Source organism: Sulfuricaulis sp. (assembly GCF_041499725.1).
In the GTDB taxonomy this organism is placed as follows: Bacteria; Pseudomonadota; Gammaproteobacteria; order Acidiferrobacterales; family Sulfurifustaceae; genus Sulfuricaulis.
In genome coordinates this window covers 1-17,607 of the sequence record NZ_JBGQKW010000019.1, presented here as the reverse complement: position 1 = coordinate 17,607, position 17,607 = coordinate 1, and the positions used below count along the sequence as shown (strand labels likewise).

Sequence of the window (17,607 nt, the reverse complement as noted above, 5' to 3'; positions counted from 1 at the left end):
GGTGCTTGGATCTCATCAGGTGCGCCATATAAAAATGCCCGTTTAACGCGCTTCTCCCCCTTGCGTGTAGTATTCGCGCTATTGTTATGGTTGATCCCTGGGCAATTTTCCGGGAAATTTCAAAAAACACATTTTCGCTTAGATTTCTATTGGCATAATAATTGCCCCTTTGCAGAGGTACCTGTTCGCATTGATGACCGCGCATCAAGGCGGCGCTATGAACCCGGTCACAATTTGTAATAAAAGACCGATAGAGTCAGTAACCGGGTTTAGTGTTTGTAACGGGGCGCTTGTAAAGGATTGACAGAGTTGCTCTTATGATCCGTCTGTTTAAACACTATGTGCCGCTTCCGCTTCTGCTTCTGCTGCTTAGCGAGGCAGTTGTGCTGTTTTCGTCGATGTATGCCGGTACGGCGCTGCGTTTTACCGGGGGCCGGTATGGTGAGTTCGAGTCAGCGGGGCCGACCCTGCCGCGCGCACTGGTTTTTACTTTTGTCATGCTCGGCATCATGACCGCCTTTGGGATGCACCAACGTGACGTCAAACAGGAAAGCGAGTGGGGCTATTCTGTCCGCTTTATCGCCAGCTTTGCGGTCGGCCTCGTGGCGATGCTGTTAATCTTTTATGCTGTCCCGAGCCTGTACCTCGGCCGTGGTGCATTCGGTTTTGTATTTCTGATTGCGTTCGTGGGCGCCGCCGTAACGCGGATCATATTCATCCGTTTGTTCAAGCTCGATGCACTCAATCGGCGCATCCTGCTGCTGGGCGCGGGAAGCCGTTCATCGAAGGTCGAGACGCTGGAGCGGGACGAGAACGGGCAGCGCAAATTCAATCTTGTCGGCTGCCTACCGCTCACCAATTCAGAATGCTGCATCACCAAAACCAGGGTTCTTCAATACCAGGGTTCTATTCTTTCGGTAGCCAAGAAACACCGGGTTGACGAGATTGTGGTGGGCGTGCGCGAGCGGCGTAACGGCGGTCTGCCGGCAGATCAACTCCTCGAATGCAAACTGGCTGGCATTGAAATAGTCGATCTCTCCTCTTTTTTCGAGCGTGAGACGGGCCAGATACAACTGGAGTCATTGAATGCAAGTTGGATGATTTTCTCCGATGGTTTTAGCCGCGGCTCCATCAAGGACATAACCAAACGCATGTTTGACATAGCAGCGAGCAGCGCATTGCTGTTGTTAACGTTGCCGGTTATGTTCATCACTGCGATATTGATCTGGCTGGAAAGCAGCGGCCCGATTCTATACCGGCAGGAGCGAGTAGGTGAGTATGGGCGCTCCTTCCCTGTTCTGAAGTTTCGCAGCATGCGTATCGACGCCGAACATGACGGCGTGCCTCAATGGGCGAAGAAGCAGGATGATCGCGTCACGCGTGTTGGACGCGTTATTCGTAAAATGCGGATTGACGAATTACCCCAGGTATTCAACGTGCTTCGAGGCGACATGAGCTTTGTCGGACCTCGGCCGGAGCGTCCCTATTTCGTCAACGAACTGACGGGTCAGATTCCTTATTATCCGTCACGACACACGGTGAAGCCTGGTATCACGGGCTGGGCCCAGATACGTTATCCTTATGGCGCCACCACCGAAGACGCGATACAGAAACTGCAGTACGATCTTTATTACGTAAAAAACCATACGTTGTTCTTGGATCTGGTTATTCTTCTTCAAACCGCGCAGGTAATCCTGTTCGGTAAGGGCGCCCGCTGAACTTTGGCCGCGGGGATTGGATTAGTGCCGTACCCTGAGCGGGTTGAACGGCGATTCGTCCCATCCTTTTACCCGGTTATTGTCGAAATACACCCTTGATGCACCGTAGTCCCATACGCCCTCGGTATCGCGGTCGGGAGCGCCCTGCGCTGCCAGGACCTGTTCCTTCGATGACCCCTCGCCAAAAAACATCGTATTCAATTTCTCACTCTCCGTAATGACGTTGACTCGGAGGGGGTTGTCGGCATTTTCCTCCCAGCGCAGCACCTTTCCCTTGGCGAAATAGACTTTCGATTTTCCGTAATGCCAGACGTCATGTTCGGATTTGGTGGGCACACCCTGTATGGCGTAGACCTCTCCCAGCGGCGTGCCAAACGTGAAATATTTTTCGGGCGCGTGGTCATGCCGGTTTGAGTTTTCATCCACCGGTACGTCGGCCTCCTGTTTTTTGTTTTGAGGCGGCATATCGGAACGGTCCCATGGCATGATTTGCCAGACGAAATATACGAAACCTATCATTACCGCGGCGGTCAAGGTTCTAGTTTGGAACCTGGACCGCCGACTTTTACGCGTCTTGTTCGGTGCCCGGTCGGCGATAGAGGACCCGGCGTCCTGGCCCTCGGGAGCCGGAGGCGCATCCTGCGCGTCTTGCGATGCGGTAACCTCCGCGACGGGTACTTCCATTGTCATGGTGACGTCGGGCAGCACGCCGAATTTTTTATAGTATTCGCCGAGTTCCTTGTAGGATTGGGTTATCTCCTTGGTTTTTTCTTCCGCCAGTTTATGCCGGCGGGCATCCTGCTGAAAGCGATCCGGGTGCCAGATATTGACCAAGCTTTTGTATGCCCGTCGTATCTCCTGCCAGCCAGCCCCCGGTTGAACTCCAAGAATGCGGTAATGATGGGTGTATCGTTCAGTCATGGAGGCATATTGTGGTGAGATGCGCTGGCGCCGATAAAGCAGAAACCCATGTTTTAGTTATGCGAATGCCGGTGGCGGTTCGTGGACGGGTGGTGCCGGCCGCGTTTCGGCAACAGATGTGACCTGAATTATAAAGGGATGAATAAATTTCCGTCCATGAAAAGTACTGGTAGGACTTCATTTCATGCCAGGCGTCGTTTCTGTAACCTTATGTTTCGCTGCGCTATTCTAGCTAAGCTTCATCTCAAGAATCACATTTTTCGCCCTCAGATGTATAATCCAGACCGTTGTTTAGGAAACAATGGGACGGGATCCCGGCAGCGCCGGTTTCCGCGGTTAACTGTGGATAATGACAGACCGGCAAGAAAACCGACGAAAATAATTCACACTTCGCAACAATAATAATTACCACAAGAGGCCGGCTGTACAGCTGGAAGTAAGCTCAGGAGGCCGGGGGAATTCCACGGCGAATAATTATTAGACTCAGACAAGGTATTAACAGGCAATAATCAATAATGAAATTGTATAGCTTTTTTTTAGTGTTGCTGTCAGGGATCGGAATGTTGGCATCCGGTTGTGCATCAAAACCGGGTACCGTGGAAAGGGTGGAAAAGGAGACCAATCAGTTCGCTTCCTATGTCACTGGCGACTACCGGATTGGCGTTGATGATCGCGTGCAGATAACGGTATGGCACAATCCGGAGCTGTCGGTCACGGTGCCGGTGCGGCCGGACGGCAAGATATCCGTGCCGTTGATAGGAGACGTCGCGGCGGGCGGTAATACACCGGCTCAGGTGGCGGCGATCATCAAAGACAAACTCGCGGCGTTCATCCGTGACCCCAATGTCGCGGTCATCCTGACGGAACTGCGCAGCCATGAATTCCTGTCCCGGATACGCGTGACCGGAGCGGTGCGCACCCCCCGTTCCATGCCTTACCGTCAGGGGATGACGGTGCTGGATGCCGTGCTCGAGGCCGGTGGCGTCAACGATTTTGCCTCCCCGAACCGCACCAAGCTGTACCGCAAGGAAAAAAACAAGACCGAAGTCTTCGATATCGACCTGAACGATATCCTGACGAAGGGCAAGTTGGAAACCAATGCTGAGCTCAGGCCCGGGGATGTGGTGACCGTGCCGGAGAGATTGTTCTAGCCACGGGAGGATCGCGCAATGAAGATGCTTCCAGAACAACAGTTGAAAGTTCTCGTCAACGAAACATTCCATTACCGCAAAGCCGTGGTGGCGGTTTTCATCCTGGTGAATCTCGTCCTGCTGCCGGTAGGGTTGCTGTGGCCCAAGGCGTACACGGCGTCCACCTCGATTCTCGTCGAAGACAAGAGGGTGATTCAGCCGCTGATGCAGGGCGCGGCGGTGGCGACGGATGCGTCGGATCGCGCGCGTCTGGCGCGCGAGGTTATCTATGGCCGCAAGCTGATGAATCAGATCATGGAAGAGGGCGGCTGGTTGAAAAGTAATCCTTCCCTGACGGAACAGGACAGAATCATCGACAAGTTGTTAAAGCGAACCGCTATCACGAATATCGGCAGAGACATCATCAAGATAGAATACAAGGATGACGACGCGGATCGCACGTACAAGATGACCCAGAAGATAGCCGAGCTGTTCATTTCCGAAAGTCTCGGTGCCAAGGCGGCGGAGAGTCAATCGGCTTATGATTTTATCAACAAGCAAACCGAGGAATACCATGACAAGCTCGTCAAGGCCGAGGAACAGCTCAAGGAGTTCCGCTCCGCCAATCTCGACGCGCGACCGGGGAGCGACGCCGACGTCAGCACCCGCCTGAATCTGCTCCAGCAGCGAATCGAGCAGGCGACCCAGGACGTGAAGGAGGCGGACGTCAGAAGGGTCTCCCTGGAGAAGCAGCTTTCCGGTGAGGCGGAGGTCGCCAACACGCTTTCGCGCGAGGGCCAATTTCGTTCCCGGATAGCGGAACTTCAATCACGGCTGGAGACGTTGCGACTCAGTTATCACGACAGCTATCCCGACATCATCCAGCTCAAGCATCAGATCGAGGACCTGAACCAGGCAATCTCCGAGGACCAGCAACAGCGCGCGGAAGCCAAGGCGAGCGGCAGAGTGATTGTCAATGATTCCGTGATAAACAACCCCATGTATCAGCAACTCAAGCACGATCTCTCGCAGACGATGGTCGCCATCGCGATGCTCAACGCGCGTATCGCGGAAGCCAGGCGGGAACTCGCGGAGGAACTGGTACGCGGCAAGCGCGTGCACGGAGGTGAGGCGGCGCTCGCCGAGCTCACGCGCGATTACACGGTGAACCGCGACATCTACCAGGACCTGCTGCGTCGTCGGGAGAACGCGCGCGTGTCCATGAACCTCGATAAGGACAAGCAGGGCCTCACGATCAAGATCCAGGAACCGGCTGTGTTTCCGCGGGAACCGAACGGCCTGCGGTTCATCCATTTTGTCATTGGCGGCATGGCCCTGGGCATGGCATTGCCGCTGGGACTGCTTCTGGCCAAACTCCATCTCGATCCGCGCATCCGGTTCGGGGCGATGATCACGGACAAGCGCAAGGTGCCGTTGCTCGCGGTGGTGCCGCACATGTGGTCGCCGACCGAGACGCAGGTGGTCCGGCGTGAGGTGGAGTGGCTGACGCTCGCGATGAGCGTGGCGCTCCTCGCTGTCGCAGCAGTTGCCGTGCTGCGGTTCACGAAGGTGATTTAGCCATGAGCAAGATCGAAAAGGCACTGAACAAGGCGCGTGGCATGGGCGGACTGCGGGTGATCTCGTCCCAACCACCGCACGTGGAGGAGCAGCTCACCAGCAACCTGCCCGCCACGACCGGCGTGACCGCGCTGATCGAACAGCGTGCCGGCACGAGCCAGGCAATCGCCCGCATGCGGGAGAAATCTCCCCTCAGCAAAAATGTGCTCGCTCAGCAGCGGATCATCCATCCCGAACTGGGTGAAAATGAAATAGTGCGCGCCTTCCGGGAGATCCGAACCAAGATTCTCCAGAAATCCCAAGGCCGGAACTGCGTGATCATGGTCACTTCCGTGGCGGGGGGCGGCGGCAGCAGCTTTGTGACGTTGAACCTGGGAGTGGCGTTTTCGTTCGATGCCGGCAAGACGGCATTGCTACTGGACTGCAATTTCAAGAATCCCTCGCTGCACCGTCTGTTCAGTCCCGGCACCTACCATGGGCTGACGGATTATCTGGAACATCCCGACATGGACGTTACCGAGATCATTCATCCGGTGGGGATCGAGCGGCTGCGAATCATTCCCTCCGGCGGACGGCGTGAAATATCCGCTGAATATTTTACGTCCGCCAAGATGAACCAGATGCTCGACGGCATCAAGCAGCGTTACCGGGAGCGGTACATTATTCTCGATGCGCCTCCGATGACGGAATCCGCCGATACCCAGATTCTCGCCGAGCTGTGCGATTACGTCGTGCTGGTGGTGCCGTATGGCCGGATGATGGACTCCCAGATCGAGACCTGCGTGAAGGCCGTCGGTGAAAAGAAACTGCTCGGCATCGTTTTCAACAATGAGCCCGCGCCTCCGCCTTTCAGGTGGCGCAGCATACTGAACCCGTTTGTGGCCTTGCGGGATATTCTGTTCCATCCTGTTCAAAGCAAGCCCGAGCACGCGAAGTGAAAAATAAACGATCAAGAGGCGAACGGAAACGCGGCAAACTTTTGATAACGGGAATCCTTCTGTGCGGCGGCGCGGTCGGGCCGCTGCAGGCGGGAGAGTTCGCCTACGGGGTGGGATACATGGGTGAACACAGCGACAATATCGCGCGTGTCTCCACGAATGAGCAAAGCGATTGGATCCATTCTTTGCTGGCCGGTTTTGCCTACCAGGAAAGAACAATCGATGTGGTCGCCCGGGTGCTGGCGCAGGCTACGTACAACGATTACCAAAAGAACACCTTCAGCGACGAAACTCTGTTCGACCTGAACTCATCCGTGGTGTGGACCCTATCCCCGCAACGTTCCTTCTGGACGGTGCAGGACGATTATCAGCAGGGCTTGCTGAACTCAACGATCCCGGATACGCCGGCGAATCGGACGAATCTCAACGTTTTCAGCACCGGGCCCGATGTTTACGTGCGGCTGGCACCGGTGCATACCCTGGCGTTTGGCGCGCGCGTGGGCGATGTCTATACCGGCGCGGCCAACGCCGATAACAAACGCTTCAACGGTTTGGCCGGATGGCAGTATCAATCCTCGCCCACGACCACTCTGTCACTGAACTATCAGGTACTGGACGTCAAATTCGAGGATTCCACGCTCAATAACGATTTTACCAGTCAGGACGTGTTCTTCCGCGTCCAATTCCACCCCTCCCGTTCGCAGTACATCCTCGATCTCGGCGCTACCCATATCAACTTCGATCGCGGCGACGATCTCCGTGGCACGCTGGCCAGGTTGTCGTGGCTCCGGGAGCTGACGCCGCAGTCCAGTTTCGGGGCGTCCGTCAGCAAGGAATTTTCGAACACGGCTTCGGACGTCCTGGCGGCGACCCCGGCCACGGGCCCCGCGGGCGGGGAGCCCAGCGCACCGTCGGGGATTTCGCGGGCCGTCATTACCGGTGACGTGTACGAAACGAAGGGGGGGACGATTTTCTACACCCATCGCGGCAGCCAGGTCGGCGTGCAATTTCTGGCCGGCCGGCGCAAGCTGGATTATGAGACGACCCCGCAGGACAACAAGGCAACCAACGGTCGCCTGCAGATCGATTATTTCTTCTCGGCCGCGAGCACGGCAACATTGTTCACGGAGTACACCAGGACGGAATATCTGGATTTCATCCGGCGCGACACCGATCAGAATTCCGGTCTCCGTTTCGACTACCACATCACGCGTGCCGTCAGCGTGGGGTTGGAGGGCAGCCGTACCGAACGCCGGAGCACGGATTCGACGATGGGTTTCGTCGATAACCGCCTGCTTCTCACCCTTCTGTACAGCAGCGGGCCCCTGTTCACGCCATTGCACCGGAGATAATGCTGTCATGTATCTCGAGTTTTTCAAATTAAAAGAGCTGCCTTTCAGGCTTACGCCCGACTCCGAATTTCTCTACATGAGCGGGGCGCATTCGCGCGCCAAGGCCTACATGGACTATACCGTGTGGAACCGCGAGGGATTCGTGGTGATTACCGGCGAGATCGGCTCCGGCAAGACGACGTTGATTCAGAAACTGCTGTCCGAGCTCGATGAAAACGTGCTGGTGGCGAAGATATTCCAGACCCAGCTCGACGAAGTCGAGTTACTGCAGGCGGTCCTGGTTGAGTTCGGTCTCAACCCCTTCAACGCCAAAAAGGTCGAGCTGATCGACATGCTCAACACCTATCTGCTGGATAATTTTCTCCAGCTCAAGCAACTGGTTCTGATCGTCGATGACGCGCACAACCTCAGCCTGAAGGTGCTGGAGGAAATCCGGATGCTGTCGGGACTGGAGACGCGCAAGGAAAAGGTGCTGCACGTCATCCTCGTGGGCCAGCCGTCGCTCAACGACACGCTCGATACGCCGGAGATGGAACAACTGCAGCAGCGCGTGCGACTGCGGTACCACATCAAGTCCCTGTCGGAAAGCGATACGCACGATTATATTCACCACCGGCTGCGGATCGCCGGCGCCGAGGATCCCACGAAAATTTTCACGCCGGATACATTTCCGATCATTTACAAATACACCGGCGGTCTGCCACGACTCATCAACACGCTGTGCGACACGGCCATGACCTGCGCCTTTGCCGACAACGTGTACACCGTGTCCATAAATATCCTCAACACGGCGATCGATGAGTTGCAGTGGCTGCCTTACGCCAAGCGGGTCAACAAGCGCCGCGCTGAAATCGCCGCAACCGGCGGGAGCGAAATGCAGGGCCTGTTGCGCGACAATAACAAGTCGCTGGGGAACATCAGCAACCAGCTCGGAAGGCTTGAGAATGTCACGCCAGCGTTGTCTTCCCTCGCGGGGAGAATCGTCCATATTGAAGAGCTACTGAAGCGCATCGCCGCTTCGCTGGAAGCGGACAAACCGGGCATGGAGAGCATCAGAGCGAAGCACGTCAGGGAAAAATAGTTTCTTCCGGAGACGGCCCATGTGCGGTATCGCAGGCATTCTTAATACTTCCTCCGGTTGCGCTCCCGCCGAGCCGGAGTTGTCCACGATGATTCGCATGCTCGAGCATCGCGGCCCCGATGGTTTCGGTTTCTATGCGGACGAGACCGTGGGCATGGCCCACGCCCGTCTGAGCATCATCGATCTCGAAGGCGGGTGGCAGCCCATCCGCAACGAGGACAAGACCGTCTGGGTTGTGTTCAACGGCGAGATTTTCAATTACATCGAGCTGCGTCAGGCGTTGGAAAAAAGCGGACACGCGTTCTATACGCATTCCGACACTGAGGTCATCGTCCACCTCTACGAGCAGTATGGCGATGAATTCGTGCAACATCTCAACGGCCAGTTCGCCATCGCCCTGTGGGACAAGACCAAGCAGCGCCTGATCCTAGCGCGGGACCGAACGGGCATCCGGCCCATTTTCTACACGACGGCACGCGGTCGCTTGCTGTTTGCCTCAGAGGTCAAGGCGCTGTTCGCGCTGCCCGAGGTGCCTCGTCGGCTCAACACGCGCTCCTTGGGCGAGATTTTCACCTATTGGTCACCGCTGGCTCCAGCCACCGTATTCGAGGGCGTCGAGTCGCTGCCCCCGGGCCATGTGATGACGGTGGAAGGCGGGCGCATCCGTGTCCACCGCTACTGGGACTGGTCGTTCCCCGAAGCGCTGCCAGAGGATTCCCGCAGCGGCGAGTCCTACGCCGAGGAACTGCGCGCGCTGCTGATCGATGCGGTGCGGCTGCAGCTGCGCGCCGACGTGCCGGTGGGGGCGTATTTGAGCGGAGGGCTCGATTCCTCCATCATAACCACCATCATCAAGAACTTCACCGACACGCCGTTGCGCACTTTCTCGGTGACGTTCGAGGACGCCGAATTCGACGAAAGCCGGCATCAACAGAATCTGGTCGAGTACCTGGGCACTAGCCATACCGATGTGCGCTGCACGGCGTCGGACATCGGCGCCGCCTTCCCGCGCACGGTCTGGCACACCGAAAGCCCGATCGTGCGTACCGCGCCGACCCCCTTGATGCTGCTTTCGGCGCGCGTGCGCGCGGAGGGGTATAAGGTGGTGTTGACGGGGGAGGGAGCCGACGAGGTTTTCGGCGGCTACGATATCTTCAAGGAGGCGAAGGTCAGGCGCTTCTGCGCGCGCGCACCGCAATCCGAGATGCGTCCACGGCTTTTCGAGCGTCTCTATCCGTATCTCAAGCACTCGCCCGCGTCGGGCCGGGCCTTTACCCGAAAGTTTTTCGGCGAGGGCATTGAGCACAAGGACAGGCCATTCTTCGGCCATATCCCGCGCTGGACCACGACGCGGCGCATCTGGCAATTCTTCAGCCCTGAGTTGCGTGAGGCCCTTGGCGACTTCGATCCGTATGCCGCCATCGAACGCAAATTGCCGGCGGGAATCGAGCGTTGGCTACCGATGGGGCGGGAGCAATATATCGAGGCACATACGCTCATGTCCGGTTATCTGTTGAGCTCCCAAGGTGACCGCGTGGCGATGGCCAATTCCGTCGAGGGGCGGTTTCCGTACCTCGACCATCGCCTGATCGAGTTCGCGAATCAATTGCCGCCGCGCTACAAGCTCATGGGACTCACGGAGAAATACCTGCTCAAGCGGACCATGAAAGGACTGCTGCCCGAGTCCATCCGCACCCGCACGAAACAGCCGTACCGCGCCCCCGACAGCCAGAGCTTCTTCCATCACGGAGTGCCGCTTCCCTACGTGGCGGAGCTTTTGAGCGAGTCGCGGCTACGCACCGCGGGTTATTTCGATCCCAAGTCGGTGGCCAAACTCGTGGAGAAATGCCGCGCCGGCCGCGCCATTGGTTTTGGCGACAACATGGCCTTCGTCGGCATACTTTCCGCCATGCTGGTCGACGAGCTATTCATCCGCTCTTCCCGGGTGGCGAACAGTTTCGCCGACACCGGCTTTTCCCAGTTAGCCAAGGCAGTCTGACGTGCTTCAACCTTTCCCGATGCTTCTGCATCAAACGTTCGAACACACCGCGCGGCGTACGCCGCGCGGTGTGCGCTTGTCTGCAAGGAAGGACGCTGCACTTACGAACGGCGCGCGCGACGTTCGTAGACTCGCTGCGTTCCTTGCAACACCGCGGAGTACAGCACGGCGACCGGGTTGCATTGTTCCTCACTGGAGATACTCCGGCCGGCATCCCCTGGAGGCGGCGCTGGCCCACCCCGGCGAGGGGGTCGATCCTACGACGATCGATCAGGACCTGGCGGCGATCATCTACACTTCCGGATCCACGGGCGAGCCCAAGGGCATCATGTCGAGTCATCGCAACATGCTGATGGCCCAGGCCTCGGTCTGCTCCTATTGCGGGGACGGGCAATGCCCGCTGTCGTGGACAACAACATCACATAACGGCATACCGCCCGATGTGCAATACGAGGATGCGGTGATTCATGTTTAGTTCATTGGTTGATCGCCTACAGCTCAGCGTCGAGCGGCATTTCGATGCCGAGGCGGTCGTTCATCGAGGCAGAAGAGTATCCTACGGACAACTGTGGCGTGACGTTTGCGCCTTGGGTTCCTTTCTAAAGGAGCGCGGGCTGGGACGAGAGGATCGCGTAGCCATCCTGCTGGAGAACTCGCCCGAGTACATCGTGGCTTACTATGGCACGCTCATGGCTGGCGGGGTTGCCGTCGCACTCAATACCGCCACGAAGGCGAGGGATCTGGTTAACTGGCTCACGCACAGCGGTGCCAGTTGGCTCATCGCCGATGCGCTACATCCAGAATTAGATGAGGTGCTGAGATCCGCGCATCCGAAGTTGCAGCTTATTGTTGTCGGCAGCGACGGGCCCGTGGTTAACGGGGCTTCAAGCTGGGATGCCATTATGGCGTCTGCCGAAGGTCGTCAGGTCGCGTTCGACAGCCTTGAGCAAAATTCCATTGCAACAATCATTTATACTTCTGGCACCACTGGAAGACCGAAGGGGGTGACGCTCAGTCATCGCAACCTCGTGAGCAATGTAGCATCTATTCTTGCTTATCTGAATCTCACGCCTGAGGACCGTTGCCTGAACGTACTTCCGTTTTACTACTCTTACGGAGCCTCAGTCCTTCATACACACCTGGCGGTCGGCGCTACTTTGGTGTTGCAGAACAATCTGGTCTATTTGCACAACGTGTTAAGCGAGATGCAGGCAGAGCGCATTACCGGTTTTCCCGGAGTGCCTTCAACCTTCGCTCTAATTTTGAGTCGCGTCAAGCTCAACAACTACGATCTGCGTTGCCTGAGGTACATGACCCAAGCAGGCGGTGCAATGCCTCCCGCGCATGTCAAAAGGCTGAGAGAAGAGTTACCCCACGTGCAGCTTTTCGTTATGTACGGTCAAACCGAGGCCACCGCGCGATTGGCTTACTTACCGCCCGCGAAGTTGGAACAGAAACTAGGGTCAGCCGGCATTTCCATACCGGATGTGCAGCTTGAGATTCGCGATACGCAAGGTAATCAGGTACCGCGGGGTACGACCGGTGAGATCTATGCCCACGGGCCCAATATCATGGCCGGATACTGGAACGATCCCGAGGCCACAGGCGAAGTGATCAGCAACGGCTGGCTCAAGACAGGTGATATCGCCTACATGGATGAAGACGGATATATTTTCATCCAGGGCAGGGAGAACGACATCATTAAGAGCGGTGGCCATCGCATCAATCCAAACGATATCGAAGAGGCCATCGCAGAACTCGCCGGCGTCGGAGAGGTTGTGGTAGTGGGCGTGAACGATGAGATTCTCGGTCAGACGATAAAGGCCGTAATCGTCCTCAAGCCGGGTGCCTGTGTCGATGCCGTGGCCATCAAGGCGCACTGCCTTCGTCGGCTTCCGGCCTATAAGGTCCCCAAGTACATCGAATTCAATACCGAACTGCCACGCACGGCCTCGGGGAAAGTGAGGCGATTTCTCCTCGCATCAAGAAATTAACAGGGTACTTCGCAGGCAGACGTATAATGCCGCCGCGCTCGCCTGCGCGGCAGCTTGTCATGCGTCATGTTGCCAGGATATGGCGCCATACAGGACTTATTCGAACCTTAACGTGGGCGCAGTGAAATGGCGAATATCCGCCAGCCGTCTATAATCACTTTGTTGCTGAATTTAACGAGAGAGGATTTCCGACAGCCCGGCATCATAAATGAATAACTTCAGCAGTGCAGAAATATGTCGGGTTCTTGCCGGTCTTATCGAAACCCACAACCTGGAAAAATTTGCGAGGGTGGCTGATGCCGACAGAAAGAGCGAGAAGCGTTAGAAAGCATTAGAAATATATACATGGGAGATCGTATGAACGACATTAAAACACAGGTCAGGCAATACATTCTCAATAACTTTTTGATGGGCGGCGATCCGGAGAGGATCACGGACAGCGTTTCCTTCATTGAGAAAGGCATTATCGACTCCACCGGCGTGCTGGAACTCATCTCTTTTTTACAAGAGACCTTCGGCATCCGCATTGAAGACGCCGAGATGGTCCCTGAAAATCTCGATAGCCTGGAAAAAATCGAAAAGTACGTGGACAGTAAATTGACCTGAGCAGGACCGTTATTACTTGTTAACAATACAGGGGACGCGCGTGGCGGCAACTAAATTAACTTCAGGCGTATTGGACATTGAACCGCAGACCGTAACGGATCGCATATGCCAGCGCCTGGTCGATATTGTCGGTCGGGATCAACATCGACGCGGCGTGGTCGTGGCACTTTCCGGTGGAATCGATAGTTCGGTCTGCGCGGCTTTGTCGGTACGGGCGTTGGGTCCCAGCAGGGTGTTTGGACTACTGATGCCGGAAAAGGACTCTTCCGCTGCCAGTGAGGATTTGGGAAAGCTGCTTGCCGAACACCTGAAAATTGAGTACATCAAACAGAACATTGCGCCGACGCTGGAAGCGATCGGTTGCTACCAATGGCGTGACGATGCCATCCGCATAGTGTTTCCCGAATATCAAAAAGACTGGAAGAGCAAACTGGTGATCGCCGGCGGTATCGACGGCAGGTTTAACTACTTCAAGCTCGTTGTTCAGACGCCCGATGGAAAAAGGCAGGAAAAGCGATTGGATCATAAGCAGTATCTGCAGATTGTCGCAGCGACCAATTATAAACAACGCGTCCGCAAGACTATTGAATATTTCCATGCCGACCGATTGCACTATGCCGTGGTGGGCACGCCAAATCGACTTGAATATGACCAGGGGTTCTTCGTCAAAAACGGCGATGGATCAGCCGACGTGAAGCCGATCGCGCACCTCTATAAGACCCAGGTCTATGCCTTGGCGCGCTTTCTGGGATTACCGTCGGTGATCTGCAACTCGAAGCCCACCACGGATACCTACAGTCTGCCGCAGGGGCAGGACGAATTTTATTTCGCTTTGCCGTATGAAAAGATGGATTTGTCGCTTTGGGCGCATAATCATGGCTTGCCCGCGGAGGAGCTCGCATACTGTCTGGGGATCTCGCGCGAACAAGCGGAGTTTATCTATCGCGATATTGAAACAAAGCGGCGCACCACCGCCTTTCTGCACGCCAAACCGGTACTTGTAGAAAATGTACCAGAATTGGGTCTCTGACCGTCAAACTGCCCGCAGGCTTTGATTTTTCCAACGATAAGGATACCTGCTCGAAACTGAGCCTAGCGAGCAGGCACCACGGCTTCGTAAGCCCCGATGTCAAACTGTTTTCCCTGTGGGCGGGGTATTCCGTCACGATCACGGCTGACCACCGGCGCGACCGTGTCCGATCCCTGGTCGATGGCAGGACTGCCGGGCCGCAGGTGAAAATCGCCTGCCGCCGGATTCTGGAATACTAAATCTGCCTTGTTTCCGTTTCCCGGCTTGGGCTTGTCGGGGGGAATATAGCCCAGGCTGAGATTGTTCGTTTGCTCGATCTGGCTGAGCTTCGCCCCGTGCAGGGCGCTGACATAGGGCGATTGGCCGTCAGAGTAGATGATGTTGTTGACGACCTTGACGGTCGGTACCTTACCCGCCTGAGCGCTAACCCAGATGATGCCGTCGGTCGCGTTGATGTTGTAGAGCGTGTTGTTGTATATCTTCCAATCTCCGGAATAGATCGCGATCGCGCTGAAGTTCTGGCCGACGTTATACAACACGTTGTTATAGATCACCCCGTATGTGCCAGGGAGGGCGCGCCCGACGTTGATACCGCGGGAGTCGTTGTTATCCGCGGCCGTGATGACGTTGTCGTGAATGCGGATATCCTGGTAGCGATAAGGGATGTCCGTGTGCACCTGAATCACGTGTCCCATGCGCAGGTTGCGGAACTGATTCCAGCCGACGTCGATGTCGCTGGCGCCGGTCATGATGTAAAGCGCGTGGTTGTTGTTGATGGGCGGCGTGGTGCCGGTATCGACGAACTCGTTGCCGAAAATCCGCCAGGAATCGCCCATCACCGAGATCAGGCCGGTCATGGTGTTGCCGTCGTAATTCGCCGACAGTCGATTGCCGACTACCCGGATGTGAGTGCCGCCGCTTTTTTCCCGTTGCCAGAATCCGCCGCCGCCGATGCAGAAATCGGCGCCCTGTAAGGTCAGGTTAGCGATGGTGATATAGCTGGCCTGGGTTTCCGTACTGTCGCCAAAAGTGATATTGCCATGTGATTTTGACGGGGCTTTGAGAACAGCGGTTTCACCGGGGTAACCGACAAAGGCGATGGGCTTGCCGGGCGCACCCCCGCTGGCACGACCCAGCGTAAAATTGTACGATCCCCAATTGGTCTCGGTGTACTGTTCAGGATAAGCGCCTTCCCTGAAATAAAGTATGTCGCCAGGACGCATCTTGCCGTAAAACGAACCCGGCGAGCGCCAAGGATTCTCGTAGCTTCCAGAGCCGCGGCTCGAGTGTTTGGCGGATACGAAGAAAATCCTTCCCTCCCTCACGGTGAAGGGAAGGGGGTTGGACGGCTGATTTTCATTCGTGGTAACGATGATATTGCCGGTTTTTGCCTCGGGGCCGATTTGAAAGCTGATCTTGGTGTTGCTCCAGATCGGATAATTGTCGGCCTTGCCTCCGCCTATGGTGACCGTCCCCGGCGCCGTCCCGAAATTATTTCCCCAGATCGTGACATAGATTCCTTTGTCGTTTTGCCCGCCGGTGTTAGGCCCGCTTTCCAGATCGGAATAAAAGAGCACCGGTGGCGTCCCTGCCAATGCTTGCCAGGGGTTCACCAGAAGTGCGAGCGCAAAGCAACCGAGGCGCAATAGCTTTGTGAGGGAGAATGCGGTCATAGTGAGTCAAGCTTATTGGTTTGGATTTGCGTTGCAGTATAGCAACGAAGCATCCAGGGCGTAAGCTGATGGCACTTTGTCCGGATTCTTGACATACGTTTCCGGAACGCCGGGTCAGAAAAAAAGACCCACAGTCCTTTGCGGATCGTGGGTCTACTGATGTGCGGAAGTAATTAGGGGACCCGCTCGCCGATTAATGACAGTGGATCGTCATATCCCGGGGCTTAGCCATCGACGGATCGGAGGGTTCAAAGACCCCACCCTCCGCAGAAACACCGGCCTGCTGAACAAGGGCTTGGTTAAAGCTACTGTTCGTACGCTCCGACATCATACCCACCGCCCTGCGGCCGGTTCACACCGTCGTGATCCATGGTCACGACGGTGCTGACGCTGGTGGTACCCGTATTCGTCGCGGGACTGCCGCTTTGCCGGTGGAAGTTCCCGGCCGCGGCGTTGACGAACAGCGGGTCGCCGGTGATCGGCGCCGTGTCCTGGGACGGCGCGGCGCCAAAGTTGTAGTACAAGTTGTTGGATAGCGTAGCCTGCGATATCGACGCGCCGCTCTCGGCTCCGACATAGACTGATTGGCCGTCGGAGTAAATGATGTTATTCCTGATGTCGGCGGTTGGGACACCCCAATTGGCCGGGGCCCCGCCGAGCTGAAGTGGTAGATTGCTGAGGCTGATAATGCCACTGGTGGCGAACACGTTATAAAGCGTGTTGTTGTAAATCTTCCAGTCACCGGAATAGATCATAATGCCGCTGAAGTTCTGGCCCACGTTGTAAAGGATATTATTGTAAATCGACCCGTACGTGCCGCTGAGAGCATTACCCACGTTGATTCCCCGTGAGTCGCCGTTCGCGCCCTGAGTCAGCACGTTGTCATGAATGCGCACATTGGTATAGACGTAATAAGGATCGGTATGCACCTGGATCACGTGCCCCATGCGCAGGTCGTGGAAGTAGTTCCAGGCGATTTCAGTATCGCTCGCGCCGGCTTGATTATAGATGCCGTGGTTGTTGTTGATCGGTGCACCGGTGCCGGTGTCCTTCATCTCATTGCCGAGCACGCGCCAGTGGTCGTTCTGGATCAAGATCACGCCGGTCATGGTGTTGTTGTTGCCGTAGCGCGCTGACATGACGTTGCCCACGACGCGGATGTTGGTGCCGCCCGACTTCGGCGTGAGATACCAGCCGCCGTCGCTAACGCATGCCGCGCCCCCCAACAGAGTGAGGTTGGCGATCGTCACGTAATTGGCCGGCTGGCCGCTGTTATCGGCCAGCGAGATGTTCTCCCGGTCGGTGCTCACCGGGGAGACGAACTGCGCCATCTCGTTGGGGTATCCCACGAGGGCGAGGGGGTTGCCCGCGGTGCCGCCCTTGGCCTGCCCGAGAGAATAGTTGCGATCGCCGTAGACGCCGCCGTCACCGTAGCCGCCGGTGTAAGTCCCGCCGCGGAAATAAAACGTCTTCCCCGGCCCCATCTGGGTGTAGGCGGCGCTCGGCGACATCGGCGTGGCATAGTCGCCGTTGCCGGTGCCGGCGGGGGTGACGAAGTAGATCGCCCCGGCGCGCACGGTAAAGGGC

Annotated in this window: 14 protein-coding genes; 11 read left to right on the top strand and 3 right to left on the bottom strand. The window is 56.6% G+C overall.

The window, feature by feature from the left end; translation table 11 throughout:
• Positions 1-317 precede the first annotated feature (317 nt).
• On the top strand, positions 318-1,718 hold the full coding sequence (locus ACC569_RS05215; RefSeq protein WP_372522441.1) for a TIGR03013 family XrtA/PEP-CTERM system glycosyltransferase: 1,401 nt from the start codon (positions 318-320) through the stop codon (positions 1,716-1,718).
• Between the two features lie 21 nt (positions 1,719-1,739).
• On the opposite strand, the gene ACC569_RS05210 is transcribed toward ACC569_RS05215, so the two are convergent.
• Positions 1,740-2,639, bottom strand: a complete 900-nt coding sequence (locus ACC569_RS05210; RefSeq protein ID WP_372522440.1) for a J domain-containing protein — start codon at positions 2,637-2,639, stop codon at positions 1,740-1,742.
• Positions 2,640-3,235: 596 nt separating this feature from the next.
• Here ACC569_RS05210 and ACC569_RS05205 point away from each other — a divergent pair.
• The 10 genes from ACC569_RS05205 to nadE all read left to right on the top strand — a co-directional run bounded on the left by ACC569_RS05205 (position 3,236) and on the right by nadE (position 14,347).
• Positions 3,236-3,790, top strand: coding sequence for an XrtA/PEP-CTERM system exopolysaccharide export protein (locus ACC569_RS05205; RefSeq protein WP_372522439.1), 555 nt, complete (start codon positions 3,236-3,238; stop codon positions 3,788-3,790).
• Between the two features lie 18 nt (positions 3,791-3,808).
• Positions 3,809-5,347, top strand: coding sequence for an XrtA system polysaccharide chain length determinant (locus ACC569_RS05200; protein WP_372522438.1), 1,539 nt, complete (start codon positions 3,809-3,811; stop codon positions 5,345-5,347).
• Between the two features lie 2 nt (positions 5,348-5,349).
• Positions 5,350-6,285: a CpsD/CapB family tyrosine-protein kinase gene (locus ACC569_RS05195; protein WP_372522437.1), complete on the top strand. Its 936-nt coding sequence runs from the start codon at positions 5,350-5,352 to the stop codon at positions 6,283-6,285.
• Between the two features lie 41 nt (positions 6,286-6,326).
• The gene (locus ACC569_RS05190; protein WP_372522436.1) at positions 6,327-7,637 is read left to right on the top strand and encodes a hypothetical protein; all 1,311 of its coding nucleotides are present in this window, start codon (positions 6,327-6,329) and stop codon (positions 7,635-7,637) included.
• A gap of 7 nt (positions 7,638-7,644) precedes the next feature.
• Positions 7,645-8,718: an ExeA family protein gene (locus tag ACC569_RS05185; protein ID WP_372522435.1), complete on the top strand. Its 1,074-nt coding sequence runs from the start codon at positions 7,645-7,647 to the stop codon at positions 8,716-8,718.
• A 19-nt stretch (positions 8,719-8,737) separates the two neighbouring features.
• A complete protein-coding gene (gene asnB, locus ACC569_RS05180; protein WP_372522434.1) occupies positions 8,738-10,717 on the top strand; it encodes an asparagine synthase (glutamine-hydrolyzing) in 1,980 nt (659 codons plus the stop codon).
• A gap of 1 nt (position 10,718) precedes the next feature.
• On the top strand, positions 10,719-11,192 hold the full coding sequence (locus tag ACC569_RS05175; protein WP_372522433.1) for an AMP-binding protein: 474 nt from the start codon (positions 10,719-10,721) through the stop codon (positions 11,190-11,192).
• The gene (locus ACC569_RS05170) at positions 11,185-12,711 is read left to right on the top strand and encodes a class I adenylate-forming enzyme family protein (protein WP_372522432.1); all 1,527 of its coding nucleotides are present in this window, start codon (positions 11,185-11,187) and stop codon (positions 12,709-12,711) included. Before ACC569_RS05175 ends, ACC569_RS05170 begins: the two co-directional genes overlap by 8 nt.
• Positions 12,712-13,068: 357 nt before the next feature.
• Complete coding sequence (locus ACC569_RS05165; RefSeq protein WP_372522431.1) at positions 13,069-13,317, top strand: acyl carrier protein; 249 nt, start codon at positions 13,069-13,071, stop codon at positions 13,315-13,317.
• 40 nt (positions 13,318-13,357) lie between these two features.
• Complete coding sequence (gene nadE / locus ACC569_RS05160; protein ID WP_372522430.1) at positions 13,358-14,347, top strand: NAD(+) synthase; 990 nt, start codon at positions 13,358-13,360, stop codon at positions 14,345-14,347.
• Between the two features lie 62 nt (positions 14,348-14,409).
• Here nadE and ACC569_RS05155 read toward each other — a convergent pair whose 3' ends face one another.
• Together ACC569_RS05155 and ACC569_RS05150 are read right to left on the bottom strand one after the other, a co-directional pair.
• On the bottom strand, positions 14,410-16,020 hold the full coding sequence (locus ACC569_RS05155) for a choice-of-anchor Q domain-containing protein (protein WP_372522429.1): 1,611 nt from the start codon (positions 16,018-16,020) through the stop codon (positions 14,410-14,412).
• Between the two features lie 305 nt (positions 16,021-16,325).
• Positions 16,326-17,607, bottom strand: a 1,282-nt coding sequence (locus ACC569_RS05150) for a choice-of-anchor Q domain-containing protein (RefSeq protein ID WP_372522428.1), incomplete at its 5' end; no start/stop codon positions are given.

Excerpts from the sequence above, each read along its gene's own strand:
- ACC569_RS05200 (WP_372522438.1), top strand. The coding sequence starts at position 3,809 with ATGAAGATGCTTCCAGAACAACAGTTGAAAGTTCTCGTCAACGAAACA.
- ACC569_RS05170 (WP_372522432.1), top strand. The coding sequence starts at position 11,185 with ATGTTTAGTTCATTGGTTGATCGCCTACAGCTCAGCGTCGAGCGGCAT.
- ACC569_RS05215 (WP_372522441.1), top strand. The coding sequence starts at position 318 with ATGATCCGTCTGTTTAAACACTATGTGCCGCTTCCGCTTCTGCTTCTG.
- ACC569_RS05195 (WP_372522437.1), top strand. The coding sequence starts at position 5,350 with ATGAGCAAGATCGAAAAGGCACTGAACAAGGCGCGTGGCATGGGCGGA.
- ACC569_RS05210 (WP_372522440.1), bottom strand. The coding sequence starts at position 2,639 with ATGACTGAACGATACACCCATCATTACCGCATTCTTGGAGTTCAACCG.
- asnB (WP_372522434.1), top strand. The coding sequence starts at position 8,738 with ATGTGCGGTATCGCAGGCATTCTTAATACTTCCTCCGGTTGCGCTCCC.
- ACC569_RS05165 (WP_372522431.1), top strand. The coding sequence starts at position 13,069 with ATGAACGACATTAAAACACAGGTCAGGCAATACATTCTCAATAACTTT.
- ACC569_RS05185 (WP_372522435.1), top strand. The coding sequence starts at position 7,645 with ATGTATCTCGAGTTTTTCAAATTAAAAGAGCTGCCTTTCAGGCTTACG.
- ACC569_RS05155 (WP_372522429.1), bottom strand. The coding sequence starts at position 16,020 with ATGACCGCATTCTCCCTCACAAAGCTATTGCGCCTCGGTTGCTTTGCG.